The sequence below is a fragment of the Ruminococcus sp. genome, assembly GCF_024691275.1.
Lineage (GTDB): Bacteria > Bacillota > Clostridia > Oscillospirales > Ruminococcaceae > Ruminococcus.
In genome coordinates this window covers 49,102-71,347 of record NZ_JAILNU010000023.1, presented here as the reverse complement: position 1 = coordinate 71,347, position 22,246 = coordinate 49,102, and the positions used below count along the sequence as shown (strand labels likewise).

Here is a 22,246-nt window from a genome sequence, read left to right as displayed (position 1 = left end):
GAAGTTCTAAAAGAAGCCGATACTCTTGATCGGCAAAACTCTGAAAAATACCACACCGATGATATTCTCCTCTGCGATGCAGCCAATACTCGTTGATCGACTGTCAATTGAAATTCCGCGGTTGTCGCCACAGACAAAAAAACGAGATTCCGGCACCTGATACGGCAGCTGAATATCGCACTCACCCAGCGCCAGCTCTGAAACATACGGCTCATCAAGTGCCTCGCCGTTCACATAGATCGTTCCGTCCTCTGCAATGTCGATTACATCGCCGGGGAGTCCAATCACACGCTTAATCAGCACCTTATTGTTATAGTAGAAAGCGATGATGTCGCCCTGTTTGATATCAGCTAATTTGTTGCAGAGCAGCACCTCATCGTTTTTCAGTGTAGGATTCATGCTGGTGCCGGTAACGCGCAGCACCGGCAGGATCATCGTTGAAATGATAATTGCGATTGCTGCCACTACAATCAAGGAACTCACTGTACTCCACAATGACTTTATGAAGTTATGCCGATACCGCAGCCGTTTTAACTCCGCTTCAAACTGCGCTGTGGTTGGGATATCTAATCGTTTCTCTTCAGCTTCTTCTGATACAATCTTCTTCTCTTCTTCCATCTCAAACTCTCAATATTGTTATCTGTGGATGCCCACAGCCTTATTTTCGTTTCTTCTTGGACTTGGAAGGACTCGCCTCCGCGGATGTCCCCACAGGCTCGCTCGACCTCTCCTCAACCATCTTATCTACGATCGCGTCCAGCCTTGCTTTCAACTGCGCATTTTCCTCTCTTAAGGAGTCGTTTTCTTGACTAAGCATATATAAAATTTCGATGAGCTGCACCTTAGATAGGTGCTGTACTTCTTTATCGGTCATAACCTTTAACACCCTCCATTGTGTTCGTGTGATATACAGTTGTGTTCGTTAAATCATATCTGTATTCGTGTGATGTACAACTGTATTCATTAAAGTACAATTCCAACAGAATAAGAGTAGATCATTAACTGTCCTCCACTCGCGTACAATTTAATTATTACACTCGGCATCGCCTTGTAATCGTTAAATTGTACGGCAGTTCGTTAAAATGTACAAGCCGCTGGCTCACTATTTTGTATCAACGCCGCTGTTTTGGCGGATAACTGCCCATTCTCTCGAAATAGCCGTTTTTCAAAATCTGCGTAGAATCGGCATTTTCGAGGTGGCTCGATATTCGTTATTTTGTATCAAGTTAGGACGGTCAATATCGCCCAGTATGAATACCTTATTGTCCGGCACATGATACGGGAACTCGATCTCACATATGCCAAGGCATTTATCGCTGACATACGGCTCGTCGATCAGCACATCATTTACGTATACGTTCCCCTGCTGATCTATGTCTATTTTATCCCCTGAAAGACCGATAACACGTTTCAGAAGCGTCTTGTTCTGCCATGAAACGCAGCACAGATCTCCGTATGAGACCTTTTCGGACTTTATCAGCAAAAGTATATCACCGTTTTTCAGAGTCGGAGCCATACTGTTTCCTGCGACCTGAACAACGGGGAAAAACAAAGTTGAAACAAGCACTGCCACAGCTGCTACAACAATAAGTATCGAGACCGTACTAAGCAGAGTTTTCCTGAATCTCCTCTTATATTTTATTTTATCAAGCTCGGTCTCGACCTGTTCCATCGAAGGAAGGACGACCTCTTTTTTGCTCTCATCAGACATTGCCAAAACTTCTTTCTCTGTTACATCTCATTGTTTCTCATCAGATACTCTGTTAGCTCCTTCAAGTATAACGGCTGCTTTTTTCTCTGCCTCTGCAACGATCTCCGCCGCCTTTTTTTCAGCTTCCTCAACAGATGCCTTTATCTGTGCAAGATAATCATCGGCTGTCTGCTGAGCGGTCTCAAAAAGACGATTGAGACCGACCACCGCTTCGGCGACCGATCCCGCATTACTGATCTTAATTCTCTTTTCTTCAAGTTCAGTTCTCATGCTGTCGATCTCTGCAAGCAATTCTTCCTGCCGTTTCTGATACTCATATATTATGGATATCAGATCACTTCGTTTTAGCTTTTTGAATTCCTTATCAGTCATAATTCACTCCGTAATATATGATATATTTTCTTTATTGGTGTATATTATTTTTACAAATCAATTATACCATCTGTTTAGCAAAAATGTCAACGAGAATCATTGTTTTTTAACAAAATGACTGTCTGTTCGTAGCATTTAACAAAAAATTTACTCTTATCATGTACACATCGCAACAATTATCCGCGCAGTTCCACAAAGTTCTGCATTTGCAGTTTGTAAACTTAAAACAAAAAACTACAAGCTGCAATACCTACTGCAATTATACTGCAATTCAACACAGTTATCAACAGTTTAAACAAAATAATTCAACAAGCTTGTTGCAATTCACAAATTTAAACCACTGTTCCTGTTTCGTGGATTTTATCATTGACTAATGCATACGAAATAAAGTATAATGTATTAAACAGTGATCCTTAATCTTTCCGCAAGTTTATTTCACATATAAGATCAACTATTTTCGCGGCACATTCCCGCATAAAATTATATCTTGCAATTAAAAGTAAATATTACATTTAGTATATTATGAGGTGATTACTATGACCGATAAACAGCTCCGCAAAGCAAAAAAAACTGAGCTGCTGGAAATGCTTTACTATATGAGAAAGGAGCTGGATAAAGTGCAGGAAGAAAACTCTTTGCTGCATAAACAGCTCGGTGAGCTCGTTTCAGAAGCTCTCAGCGTCAAAAATAATAACTCGGGAACGGACGATGCTGACCATGAATGACGAGAAAAAAATGGATATCCCAACAGCTGAACAGTTCAAAAAGGAACTCGATCGCCGCAGGTATAAGCAAAAATATATCCGCACTCTGCTCAATACCATCGGAGCCGTTATAGTTGCTGCCGCCGCATTTGTCCTTATATCGGCATTTGTGTTCCCCGTTATCAAGGTTACGGGAAACAGCATGGCTCCTACTCTGAAAAAAGAGCAGGTCGTCCTGTGCAGCAGCTGCAGCGACATAAAAAAAGGCGACATCATCGCCTTTTACCATAATAAAAAAATACTCATCAAAAGAGTTATAGCCGAAAGCGGCGATACAGTCGAGATCGACGAGAACGGAATTGTTTCCGTAAATGGTCAGACGCTGAACGAGAGCTATGCCCTGCTGTCAGCAAACGGCGAATGTGATATTTCATTCCCGTATAAAGTCCCCGACAGCCGCTATTTTGTTATGGGCGACGACCGCTCTGCATCTGTTGACAGCCGCTCGTCAGAAGTTGGCTGCATCGCCGAAGAAAATATCATCGGCAAGATCAGCAGGATAATACTCCCTCTCAGCGACAGCGGCAGCCTCGGAGGAGAAAAATGAGCAAAAAGAAAAATATAATCACTACGTTATTTTTAATTCTGATGCTGCTCATGGGTCTTTTCCTGATGCTATATCCTTCATTCAGTAATTGGTGGAACTCAAAACGACAGTCGAAGGCAATTTCCAACTACGAAAAGACCGTTGCCGAAATGGACGATTCCACAAAAAAAGAGTTGCTTATCAAAGCCGAGGAATATAACCTCAGACTTGCTGAGCTGAGTGATCCTTTCACCGAATACGACAGCATCTCAGGATATGACGATATACTCGATATAACAGGCACAGGCGTAATGGGATATATTGATATCCCTAAGATAAATTTATTTCTTCCCATATATCACGGTACAAGCGATGAAGTCCTGAATATCGCAGTCGGACATATGCAGGGCTCATCACTGCCCATAGGCGGCATAGGCTGCCATTCTGTCATATCGGCGCACAGGGGTCTGCCCTCGGCAAAGCTCTTCACCAACATCGACCAGCTTATCGAGGACGACACCTTTACGATAACTGTACTTGATGAAGTACTTACCTATGAGGTGGATCAAACAGAAGTCATACTGCCTTACGAGACCAACAAGCTTGCGATAGTCCCGAATATGGACTGCGTTACCCTCATGACTTGTACTCCTTACGGTATCAATACACATAGAATGCTTGTAAGAGCTCACAGGATCGACACGGCATCTCCTCATTGCGTGAAGGTCCCTGCCGACGGTATAATGGCAGATGATATGACGGTATACACCGTCATCGCAGCAGCCGTCCTGATAATTCTGCTGATTTTCTGGATAGTGTCAGAGCATCTCCTGAAATGCAGGTCGGTCACAAAGGATTCCATATACGATATCCCGCTGAAAAAAGATAAATAAGCAAAAAAACGACTCCCGATATTGGGAGTCGTTGCAGCGTCACGCTGCCTTTTTGTTTTTTGAGTAACCCAGCCAGTGCTGATTCTTATGTGAAAGACACAATCCTATGGTTATCCAGAAATATGGTGCGATATTTACTACACTGCTGTTGAACATGGCCTGTGCTGCGTATCCGAAGAACATTCCAAGCAGTATCCAGTTGATGTATCTTTCCTCCTCATCATCGTTCCTGATGACATTCCTTATACCTGTAATAGCTGCATAAACAAGAAGCGTCAGATATGTTATGAGTTGGAAAACTCCCTGTGTAACAAGATAGTGCAGGTATTCATTATGCGCCTTAGCCTGCTTGTATCCACCTGCAACATAATCATGGCTCTTCAAGAAGACATCTTCATAATTATCAAGTCCTATACCGAACGCCCAGTGATCGGGGAATGCTTTCAGTCCGTGCTTCCATATGTACATTCTTCCCGAACCAAAATCATCAAGTTCGCTGTTCATTTCGTACTTTATCCTGTTGAGCTTGCCCGTTACCTTGCCGCAGACGATTATCGCAAAGGCAGTAACAGCTGCCATACCCATAATAAGCACGATAAAACGCCTGAATATGACAGACATTCTCTCCTTCTCCAAGCCCTTTTTCTTCATTACGAGCATGGATACCACAAGGAAAAATATGTATGCTCCCGCACCAGCCCACGCAAGTCTTGCCTCCGAAGAGATGAGCGTATAGAAGCAAAGCACTGACACTCCAAACATCACGTTCCTTGTCATCTTATTCTTCGTATAAAGGAAAATTCCCGATGTACAGGCAAAAAGCAAAACGCTCAGTCCTCCGTACCAGTTCGAGTTCTGCGTAAGACCGTAGCTCATTTTGCCTTCCATTATCATCTCGGTAGCATAATAGCATTCAACGCTGTATATGCCTGCCGTTTGCAGAGCTGCTACAACAGACTGCAAACAGGTCACAAAGACAAAGGCTTTCAGTATATTCTTTCTAAGCTGCTTGTCGCATATCATAGTTCCTGCGAGCATAAGGCTGAAATACGCCACAAAATTGAACAGCCATTCATCATAGTCAAAACCGTGCCATGTCGCGTCCTTGTTCTGAGTAAACACTGCCGAAAGCACCGCAAATGCAAACAGCAAAAAGTAAAGCGCATCAGACAGATAATACTTTATGTCTTTGTGCTTCAGAAAATGTGCCATGAAAACGAATATACCTATATATCCCGCTATTTCCACAATAATAGGCTGACTTGCGAATGTATTTGAATGCCTTTCATCAAAGAATTCAAATACAGGAAGAGATATCATGACCGAAACAATATAATAAAAGAAAAATCGCTCCGATGTCATTAACTCGATCACCCGAGAAAAACGACTTTTTAATTCCTGCATACCAAACCTCCTAAAAATTAATACATGAAAATATTATATCATTTTAATGTATAAAAATCAATACATACTTATTCTGTACGTAAGATTCATTACAAGCTGAAATATGTGTAAAATATTCACCGTAGTATCTTGTCGAAATATGTCGAAACGTGGTATCATTGTGAGTTTTTACATTAATTATTGATAAAAATATATGAATTTATATTGAAATCATATAAGCGATGTGGTATAATACTTCTTAGCAGATTTACAAAATACTCTCCAACGACAGAGGTGAATAAATATGTTTACAGCTCACATACGCGAAAATGACAAGAAAGTCCAGTCGGTAAGAGAGCACAGCCGAAGCGTTTCTGTTCTTGCAGCAGAATTCCTGCGCACAGCTTCCCTGTCAGAGGTCGGAAGGCTTGCAGGACTCCTGCACGACGCGGGAAAGCTGAGAAAAGTATTTGATGACTACATTAACAAGCGGAACAATATGAAGCGCGGAAGTATAGATCACAGCTACGCAGGCGCAAGATACCTTAAAGAGCTGGCTGCTGACACAGACCCGATGACGAAGGCTGCTGCCGACGGTATCGCCCATACTATCCTGTCTCATCACGGCATAAGTGACTGGCTCGACGCGGACGGCTGCGACGAATATGCCCGCCGTACCTCCAAAAACGATGATTACGACGAGGTCCTCTCCAATATCTCCGAGGTTTTTCCCGAAAAAGATGCAGCCCCTATGCTTGAAAAAGCCACGGCTGAATGGATCAATGCAGTCAAAAGCTTAAATTCTATCAGCAAAGACAAAACAGAGGCAGCTTTTTATATCGGAATGCTTGAAAGACTCATTCAATCCGCTCTAATTGATGCGGACAGAACCGATACCTCTGATTTTATGTCAGGACGTGAAACTCAGTCAGAGCCCGATTATTCCGCACTGTGGGAGACAATGGACGAGCGTATGAACGAGAAGCTTGCCGCTTTTTCGGAGCTTACCGATAGTATTTCCCGACAGCGCAGGAGTATTTCCGACAGATGTGCGGAATTTGCACAGCACAGAACAGGAGCTTGCAGGCTCATCGTACCCACAGGCGGAGGAAAAACTCTTTCCTCCCTTAGATTTGCGGTCAAACAGTGCAAAAAATACGGTCTTAAAAAAATAGTATACGTCGCCCCGTTCATGTCCATTCTTGAACAGAACAGCGATGTCATCTCAGAGTTTGCAGGAACAGAAAACTTCCTTGAACACCATTCAAATATGATGTCGGGAATAGATAATAAAGTTGAGCTCGACAATTATCAACTCTTCACAGAACGCTGGGACAAACCTGTTATAGCCACTACAATGGTGCAGTTCCTGAATACGCTCTTCTCAGCAAAAACCTCGTCCGTAAGACGAATGCACAGGCTATGCGATTCAGTCATCATTATTGATGAGGTCCAGTCCGTTCCCATAAGATGTACCGACCTATTCAGTCTCGCCGTAAACTTCCTTGTAAAACAATGCGGCGCTTCGGCAGTGCTATGTTCGGCAACTCAGCCGCCCTTTGAAAAACATAAACTGATACTCGATGAACAAAGCGACATGACGGGAGACTATTCAAAGGACTTTGAAGTGTTCAAGCGGACAGCGATCATTCCCGAGCTTAAACAGTACGGTTACGAGATCGGTGAATCTGCTGACTTCTGCTGCGAAAAATTCAGAGAAAACGGCGATCTTCTGCTGATAGTTAATACAAAGGCTCAGGCAAAGAAGATGTATGCCGAACTTAAAGAGCGCCTCGGAAATGAAGCCTGCCTCATACACCTCAGTACCAATATGTGTCCTGTACACAGAAAAAAACGCATAGGTACGCTGAAAAGATTCCTCAGGAGAAAAATGCCTGTTGTATGTGTTACAACGCAGCTTATCGAAGCAGGTGTAGATATATCATTCAGCTGCGTGATACGTGCAATCGCAGGACTTGACAATGCTGCTCAGGCAGCAGGAAGATGCAACCGCAGCGACGAATTCGGCAGGATATGTCCTGTATATATCATCAACTTCAAGGCTGAGGAGCTAAGACACCTTGAAGAGATAAAGTCTGCGCAGATCATCTCGCAAAATATTATCAGCAATACCGACGCAGACCTTTTATCAGTGGATATCCAGACAAAATACTTCAATATGCTGTTTCAGCGTTATAAAGATGAGCTCTCCTATAAGGTCAAAGACGGCGATAACGACACAACTTTGCTTGAGCTCCTTTCCACTGATAAAGACCGCTGGAAAGTAAAAAAGAGCACCGAGAAGTTCCTTTCACAGGCTTTCATGACAGCAGGCACTCTCTTTGAAGTCATCGACAGCAGAACAAAGAGTATTATCGTTCCGTATAACAAAAAAGCTAAAGCTATAATCGCTGAGCTGGAAAGCGATATCTCCCCTTCTGAGGCTGTTGAGCTGCTGAGAAAAGCTCAGAAATATACTGTCAGCGTTTATGCCTCAGCAGAAAAAAAGCTCATCGAAAAAGGTGCATTGAGCATGAACCAAAGCGGAATTTTTTACCTGAAAGACCGCAGCTTTTATAATAATGAGTTCGGAGTGACCTTGGAAGGCGCTGAACAAGAAGTACTCATATACTGATCATTGCAGATAGATCAACACACCGCACAGGATATGCTCCCATGCGGTGTGCCGACTCGTAAAAACGATAATATAATTTGTATATTTTCAATCCACGCATATTAATATGCGACGGTTTATTATAACATAAAACTCAATAAATAGCAACAGATTCTCTTAAATTTGATTTTCTATAAATTTTTTTAGAAAAAGACTTGACAAGCGTGTTTGAAATTAATATAATTTGTATAGAAGATAAAAAAGGAGGTGCTCAGATGCAAAAACACAGAAATACAGTTGAGTTCTGCGTATACGGCAAAAACGCTTTGTTCTCAGATGTGCTTACTCGAGTGGGCGGTGAAAAATTCAGCTACAGTATCCCCACATATGAAGCACTGAAGGGCTGTCTCCAGAGCGTTTACTGGAAACCGACAATTACGTGGTATATAGACGCTGTAAGGATCATGAACCCCATCAAAACAGTGCGAAAAGGTATTCGTCCCATAAAATACGACGGCGGAAACGATCTGGCATACTATAACTACCTTGAAAATGTTCGCTATCAGGTAAGAGCTCATTTTGAATGGAACCTTAACCGCCCTGAGCTCGAACAGGACAGGAACGAACACAAGCATCATAATATCGCCAGACGTATGATAGAACGCGGCGGCAGACGTGATATTTTTCTCGGCACACGGGAATGTCAGGGTTACGTTGAGCCTTGCATCTTCGGTGAGGGCAAGGGCGCATACGACGGAGTTGATATGGACCTTGCATTCATGTACTACGCTATGATCTATCCCGACGAAGCCGAAAAGGACGAAGATAAGGACTTCATGACCGTTTGCTTCTTCAAGCCCGAAATGAAAAACGGCATCATTGAGTTCGTGCGTCCTTCGGATATACCGTCAGAGCACAAACGTCACATCAAGAAAATGGAGATCAAGAAGTTCGGCAAAGACCTTGACAACTTCAGCGGTCTTTGCGAGTTCGAGGGAGGTGAATCTGATGAGCTGGACGAATGAGCTTTACATGGTCTACGAACGCGCTTTGAACACAGATGACGGAAAAACTATGCTGCCTATCTCCCACTCCACGGCAAATGCTCAGATAGAGATCACTATTTCCGATGAAGGTGAAGCTATCAGTGCTTCGGCTGTCGAAAAGGAAAATGCTGTGACAATAATCCCTGTCACCGAGGATTCAGCTGCCCGAGGCAGTGGAATAAATCCCATGCCCCTTGCGGACAAACTTGTATATATCGCAGGCGACTACAGTCAGTATGCCGAGGGCAAACGCGCAGATAATTCCGATTATTTCAGTGCTTATATGGAGCAGCTCGGCAAATGGTGCAAAAGCGAATACTCTCACTTTGCCATAACTGCTATATATGCTTACCTCGAAAAGAGACAGCTGATAAGCGACCTCGTAAAAATGGGAGTTATCGAACTCAACGAAACAAACGGAAAGTTCTCGGATAAAAAGTACAATAACATTTCTCAAGAAGATTCCTTCGTTCGTTTCATCGTCAGCGGCAAAAACGGTCTGTGCTATACATGGCTCGATACCGAACTCCATGATCTTTTCCGAAAGTACTATGAGTCAACTCTTGACAGCTGCGGACTGAGCTACGCCGACGGCAAAATTGGCGCTGTGACCTATAAGCACCCCGCAAAAATACGCAACAGCGGCGACAAGGCAAAGCTGATCTCTGCCAATGACAGTGCAAATTATACCTTCCGCGGACGTTTTTCAAATAAAGAGGAAGCTATAGCTGTAAGCTACGACTACTCCCAGAAAATGCACAATTCTCTGAAATGGCTCATCAGCAGACAGAGCCGTTCCTACGACACACTGACTCTAGTAACATGGAGCAGTGCCCTCGGATTCGTTCCAAGCGTCACAAAAAGTGCTTTTGAACTTTTCGACGACGATGCCGAGGACTACGATACTGTGCCGAAATTCTCAGAATTGCTCAACAAATCTCTGTTAGGTAATAAGATGAAAATATCTCCCGACAGCAAGGTAATGATAATGGGTCTCGATGCCGCTACCACAGGAAGACTTTCCATAGCCCTCTATACCGAGCTCGCAGAATCAGATTTCTATAATAACCTTGAAAAATGGCATAACGGCACTGTATGGAGAAGATACAACAGCAAGCTCGAAAAGTCAATTGACGATTCATGCAGCCTGCCCCAGATAGCCAACTGTCTGTACGGCTCGGAACAAAGCGGTTTCCTTGCGTGTGACAAGAAGCTCATGGGAGATGTTATACTAAGACTGCTGCCGTGTGTTACAGAGGGAAAGATGCTCCCACACGATGTGGTAATGATACTCTGCGAAAAAGCATCATCACCCCTTTTATATGAACACGAATCCAGCCACCGCAAAGTCATCGAAAATACTTGTGCCCTTATAAAAAAAGAGCATACCGACCATGATAACAAACTTTATTATAAAGGAGAGATAAAAATGGCATATGATCCCACCTGCACCGACAGAAGCTATCTTTTCGGCTGTCTGCTCGCAATTGCTGACAAGGCTGAAAGCGATACATACGACAGGGACGAAAGACGTGTAACAAACGCAAGAAGATTCTGGAACACCTTTTCGTCAAGACCTTACCAGACATGGAAAATCATCGAGGAAAGACTTGAACCATACCTCGAAAAAGAACAGTGGGTAATGACTAAATACACCAAGCACATCAATGAGATAATGTCAAAGATGTCACCCGAGGATTTTGCCGATAACAGCAAGCTCTCACCAATGTATCTTATAGGCTTCCACCATTACAATGCACTGCTCTGGAACAGCAGTTCATCTGACAGGAATAACGAGGAGGAATAAAAAATGAGCGTACTTCAGAATAAAATAGATTTTTCAGTGATAATCACAGCTAAAAATGCTAACCCCAACGGCGACCCTCTCAACGGCAACCGTCCTCGTGAGAATTACGACGGCCTCGGTGAGATAAGCGACGTATGCATAAAGCGTAAGATCCGCAACCGCTTGCAGGATATGGGTGAGAAAATCTTCGTTCAGTCCGACGAAAGATGCGACGACGGTCAGAAAAGTCTTCACGACCGTGCAAAAGCCTGTGAAACACTTGCCAAGCTCAGCAAAGCCAAGAATACCGACAGAGATGAATACGCTAAAGCTGCCTGTGAGGAATGGATAGATGTCCGCAGCTTCGGTCAGGTATTCGCTTTCAAGGGCGATTCAGTTTCTGTAGGAGTAAGAGGTCCTGTTACTATCCAACAGGCTGAAAGTGTCTCCCCTGTGGATATCGTGAGTATGCAGATAACAAAAAGCGTTAACGGCGAAAGCGGCAAGGACGGCAAGGCTTCGGATACTATGGGAACAAAGCACAAAATTGATTTCGCTCTCTACGTTTTCCACGGCAGCATCAACTGCCAGCTTGCTGAAAAGACAGGCTTCACAGAAGAAGATGCCGAAAAGATAAAGCTCGCTCTCGAAACACTGTTCGAGAATGACTGTTCATCTGCAAGACCCGAGGGCAGCATGGAGGTAAGACGTGTTTACTGGTACAAGCACGACAGCAAAACTCCTATATTCTCATCGGCTAAGGTACACCGCCTGCTCAATGTAAGCCTGAAGGAAAAAGTTGACAGACCGCGCTGCTTCGAGGATTACGACATAAGGCTCGATTCTATCGAAGGACTGACACCTGAAGTATTTGAAGGCTGATATGTACAGCGAGGACGAGTATCTGCTGCTGTCAGGGATACAGCACTTCGTTTTCTGCCGTCGGCAATGGGCTTTGATACATATAGAACAGCAGTGGGAAGAAAATTTCCGCACAGCTGACGGAAGAGTAATGCACCGCAATGTTCATGATGCGGATTTTCACGAAAAACGCGGAAATGTTATCATATCCCGCGCAATGGCAGTAGCCTCCGCAAGGCTCGGCATAAGCGGCGAATGCGATGTTGTCGAGTTCACACGGAACAGCTCGGGTATAGAGATTTTCGGGCTTGAAGGCAGATACTCCGTAACTCCTGTGGAATACAAACGGGGACAGCCAAAAGAAAACGACAGCGATATTATGCAGCTTGCAGCTCAGGCCATGTGTCTGGAGGAAATGCTCTGCTGCGAAATTAAAACAGGCTTTCTCTATTACGGAGAGACCAGAAGGCGTACAAAAGTCGATCTCACCGACGAGCTTCGTGAAAAAACAGAAAAAGCACTGAAAGAAATGCACGAAATGTACCGCAGGCAGTATACCCCAAAGGTAAAACGCAGCAAAGCCTGCAATGCCTGTTCGCTGAAAAATATCTGCCTGCCCGCACTGTGTTCGGATAAAAGTGCAAAAGCTCATATAGCGTCAATGCTGGAGGATAAATGATATGAAAAAGCTGCTGAATACTTTATATATCACTTCTCCTGACAGGTATCTTTCCCTTGACGGAGAAACCGTGGTCATACTGAGCGATGGAAAAGAGATAGGAAGAGTTCCCCTGCATAACCTGGAAAGGATAATGACTTTTGGCTATACGGGAGCAAGTCCTGCTCTCATGGGGAAATGCGCCAATGACGGCATCGAACTGATATTTATGAGCGGCAGCGGACGCTTCCTTGCCCGTGTTGAGGGAGAAGTAAGCGGAAATGTGCTTTTAAGACGACAGCAATATCGTTTTGCAGACGATACCGAAAAATCACTCGAAATAGCAAGAAATATCATATGCGCCAAGCTTTTCAACAGCCGCTGGACCGTCGAGCGCACACTCAGAGATCACTCGCTGAGAATTGATACCGAAAAATTTGCACACTGCTCAGAACTTCTGAAAAGCTCATCAAAAAACGCTCTGGAAGCTGCTGATATGGATACCCTGAGAGGTATCGAGGGCGAAGGCGCACAGGTCTATTTTTCGGTATTCAATGACATGATACTACAGCAGAAAGACGATTTTTGCTTTACCGTCAGAAATAAGCGTCCCCCAAGAGACTTCGTAAATGCAATGCTCTCTTTCGCATATTCACTCGCTACAAGTATGTGTACCTCTTCTCTTGCCGCCGTGGGACTTGATCCTTATGTGGGATTTATGCATACAGACCGCCCCGGAAGAAGATCGCTGGCTCTTGACCTTGTTGAAGAATTCCGTGCTCCGCTGTGTGACAGGTTCGTAATAACAATGATAAATAAACGTATCATCTCCCCTTCCGATTTTGAAAAACGGGAGGACGGTGCTGTGCTTCTTACGGAAAGCGGAAGAAAGACCTTCATATCCTCATGGCAAAAACGCAAGAGCGATGAACTGAAGCACCCGTTCCTTGACGAAAAGCTGGAATGGGGAATGCTGCCATATTCTCAGGCATTGTTACTCGCAAGATATATCAGGGGCGACCTTGATTCGTACCCGCCTTTTATGTGGAAGTGAATGTATGCTCGTATTGATAACATATGATGTGAATACATCAGACGGCGCAGGAAAAAAACGACTCAGGCACGTTGCAAAACAATGCGTCAACTACGGAATAAGAGTTCAGAATTCAGTGTTTGAATGCGAGCTCGATCCTGCACAGTGCCGTTTGCTCAAACAAAAACTGACAGAAGAAATAGATAACGAACGGGATAGTCTGCGTTTTTATTATCTTGGCGACAGTAAAAAAGCAAAGATAGAACATATCGGTGCTAAACAGACTATAAAAGTGGACGAACCACTTATTTTCTGATGCGAATGATAAGTTCACATAAAAACTCCCTATCATTCGCACCAATAATAAAAGGCTTTTTTCAGTAACAAAGTGTTTATTCTGTTGCTCAGAAGCTTTTTATGTTCGCAAAAATGTGCATTGTATACGATTAAAATCAGCGTTATATGTGCATTTTTGCTGTCGCTCCCTTCATTGGGAGCGTGGATTGAAATCTACAACTATCGCAAACAAGATCATCAAGAAGGTGTCGCTCCCTTCATTGGGAGCGTGGATTGAAATCCAAAACAGCCATTTATGCGAAAATCGTTCAATAGTCGCTCCCTTCATTGGGAGCGTGGATTGAAATACTATTCCGGGCGCATATGAGAAGGCATACAGAGTCGCTCCCTTCATTGGGAGCGTGGATTGAAATAGACAAGCAAAACCAACTGTTTTAGCGTATACTGTCGCTCCCTTCATTGGGAGCGTGGATTGAAATTGTTATTCGGTTAAAAGCGTTAATTTTGACATTGTCGCTCCCTTCATTGGGAGCGTGGATTGAAATACCATTGAACTGAATATTTGACTGCAATTCATTTAAGTCGCTCCCTTCATTGGGAGCGTGGATTGAAATTGTTACTATATCATCGCGGTAACGTCTGATTAAAGTCGCTCCCTTCATTGGGAGCGTGGATTGAAATGTCCATGCCGCAAAAGCTCAAACTTTTATCGATAGGTCGCTCCCTTCATTGGGAGCGTGGATTGAAATTCAAATCGAGATTGAAGGAAAAAAGTACATTATTGTCGCTCCCTTCATTGGGAGCGTGGATTGAAATCAATATCATTACGGCGGAGAAGCGAACCAATATCGTCGCTCCCTTCATTGGGAGCGTGGATTGAAATTCGTTGATGATGAATACACAGTCGAGCCGTTTAGTCGCTCCCTTCATTGGGAGCGTGGATTGAAATATCGCCGACTATGGCTGCGTTAATGCCCTCGTTTTGTCGCTCCCTTCATTGGGAGCGTGGATTGAAATAGGTTCAATTGCTTTTGTTTGCTGCTTCTTGCGCCGTCGCTCCCTTCATTGGGAGCGTGGATTGAAATTTGCTGGCACTCTTTGGAATAGGGAAGAACGCTCGGTCGCTCCCTTCATTGGGAGCGTGGATTGAAATCTGCGTTCGGACTTTCCTGCTGATCTGATAGCCGTGTCGCTCCCTTCATTGGGAGCGTGGATTGAAATGTATACGTTTAATCTTACAGAAGCAGAACGAAATGTCGCTCCCTTCATTGGGAGCGTGGATTGAAATCTTAAATAATACCCCTCTCTATATGAGAGAGGGGTGTCGCTCCCTTCATTGGGAGCGTGGATTGAAATATAAAAACGCCCTACAGGGTAATTAAATGCTGTCAGTCGCTCCCTTCATTGGGAGCGTGGATTGAAATTCTCAGCTATGCAGATGAGTATTAACAATACAATAGTCGCTCCCTTCATTGGGAGCGTGGATTGAAATACAACAGCCTCTCAGCAATGAGGGGCTGTAACTGTCGCTCCCTTCATTGGGAGCGTGGATTGAAATACCTATCGACGGTATTACATCAACAGGATACTTGAGTCGCTCCCTTCATTGGGAGCGTGGATTGAAATTATCATCTCAGGTGTTAGTGTACGTGCAACATCGGTCGCTCCCTTCATTGGGAGCGTGGATTGAAATACACTTGCATGTGTCAATCCAATATTGTAATGTTGTCGCTCCCTTCATTGGGAGCGTGGATTGAAATCGTGTACGGTAATCGGCATACGCCGTTAGGCTGGTCGCTCCCTTCATTGGGAGCGTGGATTGAAATTTTATTGATATTGGAAAATGGCATAAGCAAGAAGTCGCTCCCTTCATTGGGAGCGTGGATTGAAATTAATTCATCTTTGCTTGATACTGCTCCATTTTGGTCGCTCCCTTCATTGGGAGCGTGGATTGAAATGATATACTGGCAAAAATAAGAATAGCAGACCTGGTCGCTCCCTTCATTGGGAGCGTGGATTGAAATCGAGGAGAGTTTAAGCTTCAGGAGCTTCTCAGGCTACGTCGCTCCCTTCATTGGGAGCGTGGATTGAAATCTTCATAAGCTTGAAAACGGAGAAATCAAAATATAGTCGCTCCCTTCATTGGGAGCGTGGATTGAAATCAGACCTACTATGTACGAAGCGGCGACTGTCTCTCGTCGCTCCCTTCATTGGGAGCGTGGATTGAAATAACCGTTTTTGTTTCTATGGGCTTTTCAATTTCATGTCGCTCCCTTCATTGGGAGCGTGGATTGAAATATAAGCACCTAATTTAATTTTTTGCCGCAGTCCAGTCGCTCCCTTCATTGGGAGCGTGGATTGAAATCTTGATATCGACCAAAGTCAACATATCTTTAGCCTGTCGCTCCCTTCATTGGGAGCGTGGATTGAAATCTTTTAGCGCGTGCAATAGAACGACGTTCGTATTGTCGCTCCCTTCATTGGGAGCGTGGATTGAAATTGCATTCTGCAAATGTGAGCGTCGAGGAAGGAAAACGTCGCTCCCTTCATTGGGAGCGTGGATTGAAATACCATCAATCATAACCGTTTCTGTTTTTAAATCCTGTCGCTCCCTTCATTGGGAGCGTGGATTGAAATTGCATTCTGCAAATGTGAGCGTCGAGGAAGGAAAACGTCGCTCCCTTCATTGGGAGCGTGGATTGAAATAAATTCTTTACAGAGCTTTGCAAGGCTCGCAAGCTGTCGCTCCCTTCATTGGGAGCGTGGATTGAAATCTTCGGATAAATCAGAAGGCATATGATATCGCTTGGTCGCTCCCTTCATTGGGAGCGTGGATTGAAATATCAGACCACCAAACAAAATTAAAATCATTATCAGGTCGCTCCCTTCATTGGGAGCGTGGATTGAAATTTTCCTCTTTTGTTCCTGTTGACTATGGTAATCGTCGCTCCCTTCATTGGGAGCGTGGATTGAAATTCAAAAGACAACCACAAAATTTAATATTAAAAGGGTCGCTCCCTTCATTGGGAGCGTGGATTGAAATCTACAAATTATAACATATGGATACAAAAATGTGGTCGCTCCCTTCATTGGGAGCGTGGATTGAAATAAAAATATTTCTACACTTGCGTCGTCACGTCCAGAAGTCGCTCCCTTCATTGGGAGCGTGGATTGAAATCAATAGTCTGCAAACGGATAGTAGTCTGAGTTGTGTCGCTCCCTTCATTGGGAGCGTGGATTGAAATCGGTGAGTGGTATCCAAAAAGCAACACTCGATCAGCGTCGCTCCCTTCATTGGGAGCGTGGATTGAAATTCTTAGCGTTCACAAGAGACAGCCACAGCCTTATTGTCGCTCCCTTCATTGGGAGCGTGGATTGAAATATTTTCGGTATTGGCTTTTTCCAATCCCTGCTCGGTCGCTCCCTTCATTGGGAGCGTGGATTGAAATGACCACGTCAGAAACGCTTGTATTATCGCCCTACGGTCGCTCCCTTCATTGGGAGCGTGGATTGAAATTCTTAGCGTTCACAAGAGACAGCCACAGCCTTATTGTCGCTCCCTTCATTGGGAGCGTGGATTGAAATCTGCTTACGAATGGAGTACGGAAAGCGGAACAGAGTCGCTCCCTTCATTGGGAGCGTGGATTGAAATGCTTGTATATGGGGACGAGAAGGAATATAACTTGTCGCTCCCTTCATTGGGAGCGTGGATTGAAATGCATTGGTATGGTTCCCAGCACGTAACTCCTGAGGTCGCTCCCTTCATTGGGAGCGTGGATTGAAATTCGTGAAGCTGACGGCTGGGCTAACGTTCAAGGAAGTCGCTCCCTTCATTGGGAGCGTGGATTGAAATAGTAGTAGCAGGAAGCACCAGCCTTGAATATATCAGTCGCTCCCTTCATTGGGAGCGTGGTTTTAAATTCACAATTCGCCTGTTGTACAAAATGTAAAAAGGGGTGTGAATTTTCTGACTCGGACGGTCTTACTGTAAATGATGCACTTCGTATTCATCAGTATCTTTTAGGAATTATTTCTTCATTTACATATATCTTGACAATTCTGTTTTAATATGTTAAAATATAGAAAATATTTCATCAAACAATATTTTTCAGCCTGAATTTTAGGCAGGATCATATTGATATAATAACTGGAGGGGTATTAATGAAGAACAGGGTAAAAGCATTAAAGACAGCTGTAATTCTCGCTGCTGTTACGCTTACAACAGGTATTCCGCTGTCAGCGCAGAGAGGTGTTTGGGAATCTGCTCCGATCACAGTTTATGCAGCAGATAATGAAAGCTATACAGAAGGAAAATCGGGATTATTGACTTACAGGAAATATTCTGACCATGTAGAGATAAGCCACTGTGAGTTGTCGGCAACATCTGTTGAGATACCTGAGAGCATTGAAGGCTTGCCGGTTACAGTGATCGGTATATATGCTTTCCAGATTAGCAAAATACAAAGCGTAACTATCCCGAATTCAGTTAAAGAAATCGGACACTATGCTTTTAACAGCTGCTCGAATCTTACATCAATAACTATTCCAGACAGCGTTGAAAAAGTGGGTATCCGTGCATTTGAAAATTGTTCATCTCTGGAAAAAATAGAATTTCCTGATCATATTATCGAGTGGAATACAAAAGTATTCGAGGGAACTCCGTGGATATCATCACAGCGCGAAAAATCTCCTCTTGTCATCGTAAATGGCGCACTGCTGGACGGAGACAAGTGCAAGGGAGAGGTAAAGCTGACATCTGATATAAAGTATATCGCATCAGGTGCATTCCAACGTAATATGGATATTACTTCTGTTGTTGTTCCTTCAAGCGTCACAAAGCTTTGCGATAATGTATTCTTCTATTGCACAAATCTTACCTCAGTTGAGCTTAACGGCGCAACGCTTATTGGCAGTATGGCTTTCTGCGGCTGCGAAAAGCTGACTGACCTTAAACTTTCGGGGAAACTTACCGACATTGACGAAAGAGCTTTTTCAGATATCAAATCAAATGCTACAATAACATTTTACGGCAGCAAAGAAACATGGGAAAAGATCAATAAACCAAACGATGATCCATTCCTGAAAAATGCCAAAATGATATTTGATGAAAACCACAGCGATCCTAATGAAGAAATTGCAGGCGATCTGAATATGGACGGCGAATTCAACGTTGCCGACTTTTTATTACTTCAGAAGTGGCTGCTTGGCGATAAAAATGCAGAACTTAAAAACTGGAAGGCTGCTGATTATACAAAAGATGAAGTTCTTGATGTATTTGATCTTGTCCTCATGAGAAAAGCTATTATAAAAAAATAATTATCATTACCTATAAAACCAACCTTAAAATGGTATCATATGCGAAAGCGGCGAGAGTCAACCTCTCGCCGCTTTATTATTTTATTTCAATTCATAAATCATGCTCATTAGAAATTGAAAATTCAGAGCGATCCAAACATGGCAAGACCAAGACTCAGCATTATAATTTCGGGCAGATCCTGAATTTTTAACGTTTCAATCTTTCGAGTATATCATCTGGTATCTGTAGATCACCGTGTATCATTGCTCCTTTGCAGATAAGCGCCTGAATTTACACAAAGGAATGAATAAAAATCCTCCATAAGAGATACCTGTGAATATTTTGCTCTTGACAAACAAAGAATACATGATATAATATACTTGCAAAAGGCTGTTTTAAGCCATATACTCGACTTAGCCCAAGTCGCCCTGCCACAGGGGCATGGATCGAAACAGCGAATATACAGGCTTTCAACGTGTTGCCGAGTTCGCTTCCTTCATGGAAAGCGTGGATTGAAATAAGGCTTTTGGTGTTGATGCAGAACTGCTTGACGGCAGCTCCGTCCACTTTTAGCTCCAAAATGAAAGTATTAATCAACACTTTCATCAGCTCTGTTGAAGCATATAGAAAACGACTCCCGAAATATCGGAACCCGCTGCTTCTTACCTGCGTCTGCCGCAGTTCTTATCAAATGCCGGATTGCAGGCGTAGAAGTTTTTAGAATCAAGATTATCCTGAGCAATACGAAGTGCTTCTCCAAACCTCTGGAAATGGACTATTTCGCGTTCACGCAGGAATCTGATCGGATCACGAACATCCGGATCATCTGCAAGGCGCAGGATATTGTCATAGGTTGTGCGGGCTTTCTGCTCAGCAGCCATATTTTCTGTGAGATCAGTCAGTATATCGCCCTTTGACTGGAAATATGCCGCTGTAAACGGTGCTCCTGATGCTGCAACAGGGTATATTCCTGTGGTATGATCAACAAAATAAGTGTCAAAACCGCTTGCTTTTATCTCCTCAATTGAGAGATCTTTCGTGAGCTGATAGAGTATAGCCGATATCATCTCAACGTGTGCAAGCTCTTCAGTGCCTATATCTGTAAGAAGTCCCTTTACCTGAGCATAAGGCATGGCATAACGCTGATTGAGGTATCGAAGTGATGCGGCGAGCTCACCGTCGGGTCCGCCGAGCTGTGATACGATGACCTTTGCAAGCTTTGCGTTGGGGGTCTTGATATTTACGGGATATTGTAGTTTTTTTTCATACTGCCACATAGATTATCTCCTTTCCCACGGCCACGGATCGTCTGTCCAGCTCCAGTGGCGCATATCATTGTTCTGTTCAGGAGTAAGCGGGCCGAATTTACGGCTGTATTCCTCAACAGCCGAGCTGCGGAGCTCCTTATACTTTTTGAACATTGCAAGTGCTGATCTGCATTCGGTGTGGGTATCAAGAAAAAGTACCAGTTCCTTCAGTGCAAAATCATATTTTTTTATTTTGTTCAGAAGCATCTTGCGTTCATTCATTGGGAACCACCTCCTGAAAACGGCAGATCAAGCTCGGGAAACAGAGTTCCTCTTGAAAATGCCTTCTCGTCATCATATAATTCTCCCCATTGCTGAAACGGAACATATGCCATTGCAGGCGGTGTATTTTGAGGGAATCTTGATACTGTATCGTTTCCATTATTCATAGCCATATTCATTCGGCTCAGTGACGCTTCTCTTTCGTGAAGGATAACGCCTTCAACATCGTCAAAAAGATCGAGATTCATAACGAGTCCTCCTTTCTCGTGCGGAGAAACTGTGCGAAGTTCTTCCGCACATTTTATAATATGAACATAATACGCATACTGACACAAAAAAGGTCTGAGCAGCATACTCAGACCTTTTATCATCATTCGATTATTTCGATACTGCACCCTTTAAGGGTAAAACGATACAGTTTGTTTTCTACGGCAAGGATTATATCCTCCTCAGAATCCTGCCCCTGAAACACGCCTGTAACTTCTCCATCGTCATAGATAAGGCGCATGATATTACAGTATGACACAACATTCAGTGTCTCTTTCTTTCCATTGCAATCGGATATACAGTACCTTTCGCCGTTTTCGGTACACACATCATCAAAGCTCACAGGTGCGTGGAACAGCTTATCCGGAGCCACCTCGCTCCTTACAGGTTTAAGCTTACTGTAATCGAACTCCTTTATCATATCAGGAGTTATCTCGTCTTTTCCGCTGTTGGCAGAAGCGAGCTTTATAAACATCTCCCCTATCTCATCAGGGGAAAGATCATTCACAAGCTGAGTCATCTCATTAGTCTTCAGGCTGTCAAAAAAACTGCGCAATTCTGCGCCCTTCAGTTCCTTTGCCTGCTTGCACAAAAACTCCCTCGGTCTTTTCCTTCTGAAGAACATTAACTATATCCCCGTCCTTTTTTCTTACTTGACTGCGATAAATGCCTGAACACCAAGAAGGGTTGCTGTTGTCATTATTGCTGCTGCAAGGATAACTCCAAGTGCAACAGCCAATACGCTCTTTTTAAAATCAAGTTCAAGCATACTCGCCGCAAGAGTTCCTACCCAAGCCCCCGTGCCAGGGATAGGGATACCAACGAAAAACAGGAGTGCCCAGAACAGCCCCTTGCCTGCTTTCTCTTTAAGCTGTTCGCCGCCGCGTTTTCCTTTGGTCAGGCACCATGTGAAGAACTTTCCGATAACAGGCTTGTCCGCTCCCCATTCAAGGACTTTCCGCGCAAAGAAATAGATGAACGGAACAGGCAGCATATTGCCTATCATACACAGGAGAACTGCGTACTGCCATTTTACTCCCATGGTGACACCTATCGGGATAGCGCCTCTTAGCTCCAATATAGGAACCATAGAGATAAGAAATGTAATGATGTACTTTTTCATACCACAACTCTCTTTCCTAAAAAATCATATACAATTTATTATCTCATATATTGTTATATATGTCAAGCGTTTTATGCCATATCCTGT

General features: G+C 43.7%; 21 protein-coding genes and 1 CRISPR repeat array. Of the genes, 11 read left to right on the top strand and 10 right to left on the bottom strand.

Annotation, left to right across the window (positions count from 1 at the left end; genetic code table 11):
* Positions 1-6: 6 nt before the first annotated feature.
* From lepB (K6G33_RS02795) to K6G33_RS02780, 4 genes are all read right to left on the bottom strand, one after another.
* Positions 7-618: a signal peptidase I gene (gene lepB / locus K6G33_RS02795; protein ID WP_296776009.1), complete on the bottom strand. Its 612-nt coding sequence runs from the start codon at positions 616-618 to the stop codon at positions 7-9.
* Positions 619-658: 40 nt separating this feature from the next.
* Positions 659-874, bottom strand: coding sequence for a hypothetical protein (locus K6G33_RS02790; RefSeq protein ID WP_296776006.1), 216 nt, complete (start codon positions 872-874; stop codon positions 659-661).
* Between the two features lie 291 nt (positions 875-1,165).
* Entirely contained in the window at positions 1,166-1,711 is a 546-nt protein-coding gene (gene lepB, locus K6G33_RS02785; protein ID WP_296776004.1) for a signal peptidase I, read from the bottom strand.
* A 27-nt stretch (positions 1,712-1,738) separates the two neighbouring features.
* Entirely contained in the window at positions 1,739-2,083 is a 345-nt protein-coding gene (locus K6G33_RS02780; protein WP_296776001.1) for a hypothetical protein, read from the bottom strand.
* A gap of 536 nt (positions 2,084-2,619) precedes the next feature.
* Between K6G33_RS02780 and K6G33_RS02775 the strand changes: the two genes are divergently transcribed.
* Genes K6G33_RS02775 through K6G33_RS02765 form a run of 3 tightly spaced genes read left to right on the top strand, consistent with a single transcriptional unit; the run spans position 2,620 to position 4,266 of the window.
* The gene (locus K6G33_RS02775; protein WP_296775999.1) at positions 2,620-2,808 is read left to right on the top strand and encodes a hypothetical protein; all 189 of its coding nucleotides are present in this window, start codon (positions 2,620-2,622) and stop codon (positions 2,806-2,808) included.
* Positions 2,801-3,394, top strand: coding sequence for a signal peptidase I (lepB, locus tag K6G33_RS02770; RefSeq protein WP_296775997.1), 594 nt, complete (start codon positions 2,801-2,803; stop codon positions 3,392-3,394). The genes K6G33_RS02775 and lepB (K6G33_RS02770) overlap by 8 nt, the downstream gene beginning before the upstream one ends.
* Positions 3,391-4,266, top strand: coding sequence for a class C sortase (locus tag K6G33_RS02765; RefSeq protein ID WP_296775995.1), 876 nt, complete (start codon positions 3,391-3,393; stop codon positions 4,264-4,266). The genes lepB (K6G33_RS02770) and K6G33_RS02765 overlap by 4 nt, the downstream gene beginning before the upstream one ends.
* 39 nt (positions 4,267-4,305) lie before the next feature.
* Here the strand turns inward: K6G33_RS02765 and K6G33_RS02760 are convergent, their stop codons facing one another.
* Positions 4,306-5,670 (bottom strand): O-antigen ligase family protein, encoded by a 1,365-nt coding sequence (locus K6G33_RS02760; protein WP_296775993.1) that lies wholly within the window; start codon positions 5,668-5,670, stop codon positions 4,306-4,308.
* Between the two features lie 283 nt (positions 5,671-5,953).
* On the opposite strand from K6G33_RS02760, the gene cas3 reads away from it, so the two are divergent.
* The 8 genes from cas3 to K6G33_RS02720 all read left to right on the top strand — a co-directional run bounded on the left by cas3 (position 5,954) and on the right by K6G33_RS02720 (position 19,260).
* Positions 5,954-8,284 (top strand): CRISPR-associated helicase Cas3', encoded by a 2,331-nt coding sequence (cas3, locus tag K6G33_RS02755; protein WP_296775990.1) that lies wholly within the window; start codon positions 5,954-5,956, stop codon positions 8,282-8,284.
* Between the two features lie 254 nt (positions 8,285-8,538).
* Positions 8,539-9,288 (top strand): type I-C CRISPR-associated protein Cas5c, encoded by a 750-nt coding sequence (cas5c, locus tag K6G33_RS02750; protein ID WP_296775988.1) that lies wholly within the window; start codon positions 8,539-8,541, stop codon positions 9,286-9,288.
* Entirely contained in the window at positions 9,272-11,116 is a 1,845-nt protein-coding gene (gene cas8c, locus K6G33_RS02745) for a type I-C CRISPR-associated protein Cas8c/Csd1 (RefSeq protein ID WP_296775985.1), read from the top strand. The genes cas5c and cas8c overlap by 17 nt, the downstream gene beginning before the upstream one ends.
* A gap of 3 nt (positions 11,117-11,119) precedes the next feature.
* Entirely contained in the window at positions 11,120-11,977 is an 858-nt protein-coding gene (gene cas7c / locus K6G33_RS02740; protein WP_296775984.1) for a type I-C CRISPR-associated protein Cas7/Csd2, read from the top strand.
* A gap of 1 nt (position 11,978) precedes the next feature.
* Positions 11,979-12,635, top strand: coding sequence for a CRISPR-associated protein Cas4 (gene cas4 / locus K6G33_RS02735; protein WP_296775981.1), 657 nt, complete (start codon positions 11,979-11,981; stop codon positions 12,633-12,635).
* 1 nt (position 12,636) lies between these two features.
* The gene (cas1c, locus tag K6G33_RS02730; RefSeq protein ID WP_296775978.1) at positions 12,637-13,668 is read left to right on the top strand and encodes a type I-C CRISPR-associated endonuclease Cas1c; all 1,032 of its coding nucleotides are present in this window, start codon (positions 12,637-12,639) and stop codon (positions 13,666-13,668) included.
* Between the two features lie 4 nt (positions 13,669-13,672).
* Entirely contained in the window at positions 13,673-13,963 is a 291-nt protein-coding gene (gene cas2, locus K6G33_RS02725; RefSeq protein ID WP_296775976.1) for a CRISPR-associated endonuclease Cas2, read from the top strand.
* Positions 13,964-14,124: 161 nt separating this feature from the next.
* A CRISPR array of direct repeats spans positions 14,125-17,865; the repeat unit is 33 nt; unit sequence GTCGCTCCCTTCATTGGGAGCGTGGATTGAAAT.
* Positions 17,866-18,105: 240 nt separating this feature from the next.
* On the top strand, positions 18,106-19,260 hold the full coding sequence (locus K6G33_RS02720) for a leucine-rich repeat protein (protein WP_296775973.1): 1,155 nt from the start codon (positions 18,106-18,108) through the stop codon (positions 19,258-19,260).
* 642 nt (positions 19,261-19,902) lie between these two features.
* On the opposite strand, the gene K6G33_RS02715 is transcribed toward K6G33_RS02720, so the two are convergent.
* The 5 genes from K6G33_RS02715 to K6G33_RS02695 form a co-directional block, all read right to left on the bottom strand.
* Entirely contained in the window at positions 19,903-20,517 is a 615-nt protein-coding gene (locus K6G33_RS02715) for a manganese catalase family protein (RefSeq protein ID WP_296775972.1), read from the bottom strand.
* Positions 20,518-20,520: 3 nt separating this feature from the next.
* On the bottom strand, positions 20,521-20,769 hold the full coding sequence (locus K6G33_RS02710; protein WP_296775970.1) for a spore coat protein CotJB: 249 nt from the start codon (positions 20,767-20,769) through the stop codon (positions 20,521-20,523).
* On the bottom strand, positions 20,766-21,017 hold the full coding sequence (locus K6G33_RS02705) for a spore coat associated protein CotJA (protein ID WP_296775968.1): 252 nt from the start codon (positions 21,015-21,017) through the stop codon (positions 20,766-20,768). Before K6G33_RS02705 ends, K6G33_RS02710 begins: the two co-directional genes overlap by 4 nt.
* Before the next feature lie 122 nt (positions 21,018-21,139).
* Positions 21,140-21,661, bottom strand: coding sequence for a hypothetical protein (locus tag K6G33_RS02700; RefSeq protein ID WP_296775966.1), 522 nt, complete (start codon positions 21,659-21,661; stop codon positions 21,140-21,142).
* A gap of 24 nt (positions 21,662-21,685) precedes the next feature.
* Positions 21,686-22,159: a small multi-drug export protein gene (locus tag K6G33_RS02695; RefSeq protein ID WP_296775963.1), complete on the bottom strand. Its 474-nt coding sequence runs from the start codon at positions 22,157-22,159 to the stop codon at positions 21,686-21,688.
* Between the last annotated feature and the right edge of the window lie 87 nt (positions 22,160-22,246).

Excerpts from the sequence above, each read along its gene's own strand:
- K6G33_RS02710 (WP_296775970.1), bottom strand. The coding sequence starts at position 20,769 with ATGAATGAACGCAAGATGCTTCTGAACAAAATAAAAAAATATGATTTT.
- K6G33_RS02700 (WP_296775966.1), bottom strand. The coding sequence starts at position 21,661 with ATGTTCTTCAGAAGGAAAAGACCGAGGGAGTTTTTGTGCAAGCAGGCA.
- cas2 (WP_296775976.1), top strand. The coding sequence starts at position 13,673 with ATGCTCGTATTGATAACATATGATGTGAATACATCAGACGGCGCAGGA.
- K6G33_RS02760 (WP_296775993.1), bottom strand. The coding sequence starts at position 5,670 with ATGCAGGAATTAAAAAGTCGTTTTTCTCGGGTGATCGAGTTAATGACA.
- K6G33_RS02780 (WP_296776001.1), bottom strand. The coding sequence starts at position 2,083 with ATGACTGATAAGGAATTCAAAAAGCTAAAACGAAGTGATCTGATATCC.
- lepB (WP_296776009.1), bottom strand. The coding sequence starts at position 618 with ATGGAAGAAGAGAAGAAGATTGTATCAGAAGAAGCTGAAGAGAAACGA.
- cas3 (WP_296775990.1), top strand. The coding sequence starts at position 5,954 with ATGTTTACAGCTCACATACGCGAAAATGACAAGAAAGTCCAGTCGGTA.
- K6G33_RS02715 (WP_296775972.1), bottom strand. The coding sequence starts at position 20,517 with ATGTGGCAGTATGAAAAAAAACTACAATATCCCGTAAATATCAAGACC.
- cas5c (WP_296775988.1), top strand. The coding sequence starts at position 8,539 with ATGCAAAAACACAGAAATACAGTTGAGTTCTGCGTATACGGCAAAAAC.
- lepB (WP_296776004.1), bottom strand. The coding sequence starts at position 1,711 with ATGTCTGATGAGAGCAAAAAAGAGGTCGTCCTTCCTTCGATGGAACAG.
- K6G33_RS02775 (WP_296775999.1), top strand. The coding sequence starts at position 2,620 with ATGACCGATAAACAGCTCCGCAAAGCAAAAAAAACTGAGCTGCTGGAA.
- cas4 (WP_296775981.1), top strand. The coding sequence starts at position 11,979 with ATGTACAGCGAGGACGAGTATCTGCTGCTGTCAGGGATACAGCACTTC.
- K6G33_RS02695 (WP_296775963.1), bottom strand. The coding sequence starts at position 22,159 with ATGAAAAAGTACATCATTACATTTCTTATCTCTATGGTTCCTATATTG.
- K6G33_RS02720 (WP_296775973.1), top strand. The coding sequence starts at position 18,106 with ATGAAGAACAGGGTAAAAGCATTAAAGACAGCTGTAATTCTCGCTGCT.
- K6G33_RS02705 (WP_296775968.1), bottom strand. The coding sequence starts at position 21,017 with ATGAATCTCGATCTTTTTGACGATGTTGAAGGCGTTATCCTTCACGAA.
- lepB (WP_296775997.1), top strand. The coding sequence starts at position 2,801 with ATGAATGACGAGAAAAAAATGGATATCCCAACAGCTGAACAGTTCAAA.
- K6G33_RS02765 (WP_296775995.1), top strand. The coding sequence starts at position 3,391 with ATGAGCAAAAAGAAAAATATAATCACTACGTTATTTTTAATTCTGATG.
- cas8c (WP_296775985.1), top strand. The coding sequence starts at position 9,272 with ATGAGCTGGACGAATGAGCTTTACATGGTCTACGAACGCGCTTTGAAC.
- cas7c (WP_296775984.1), top strand. The coding sequence starts at position 11,120 with ATGAGCGTACTTCAGAATAAAATAGATTTTTCAGTGATAATCACAGCT.
- cas1c (WP_296775978.1), top strand. The coding sequence starts at position 12,637 with ATGAAAAAGCTGCTGAATACTTTATATATCACTTCTCCTGACAGGTAT.
- K6G33_RS02790 (WP_296776006.1), bottom strand. The coding sequence starts at position 874 with ATGACCGATAAAGAAGTACAGCACCTATCTAAGGTGCAGCTCATCGAA.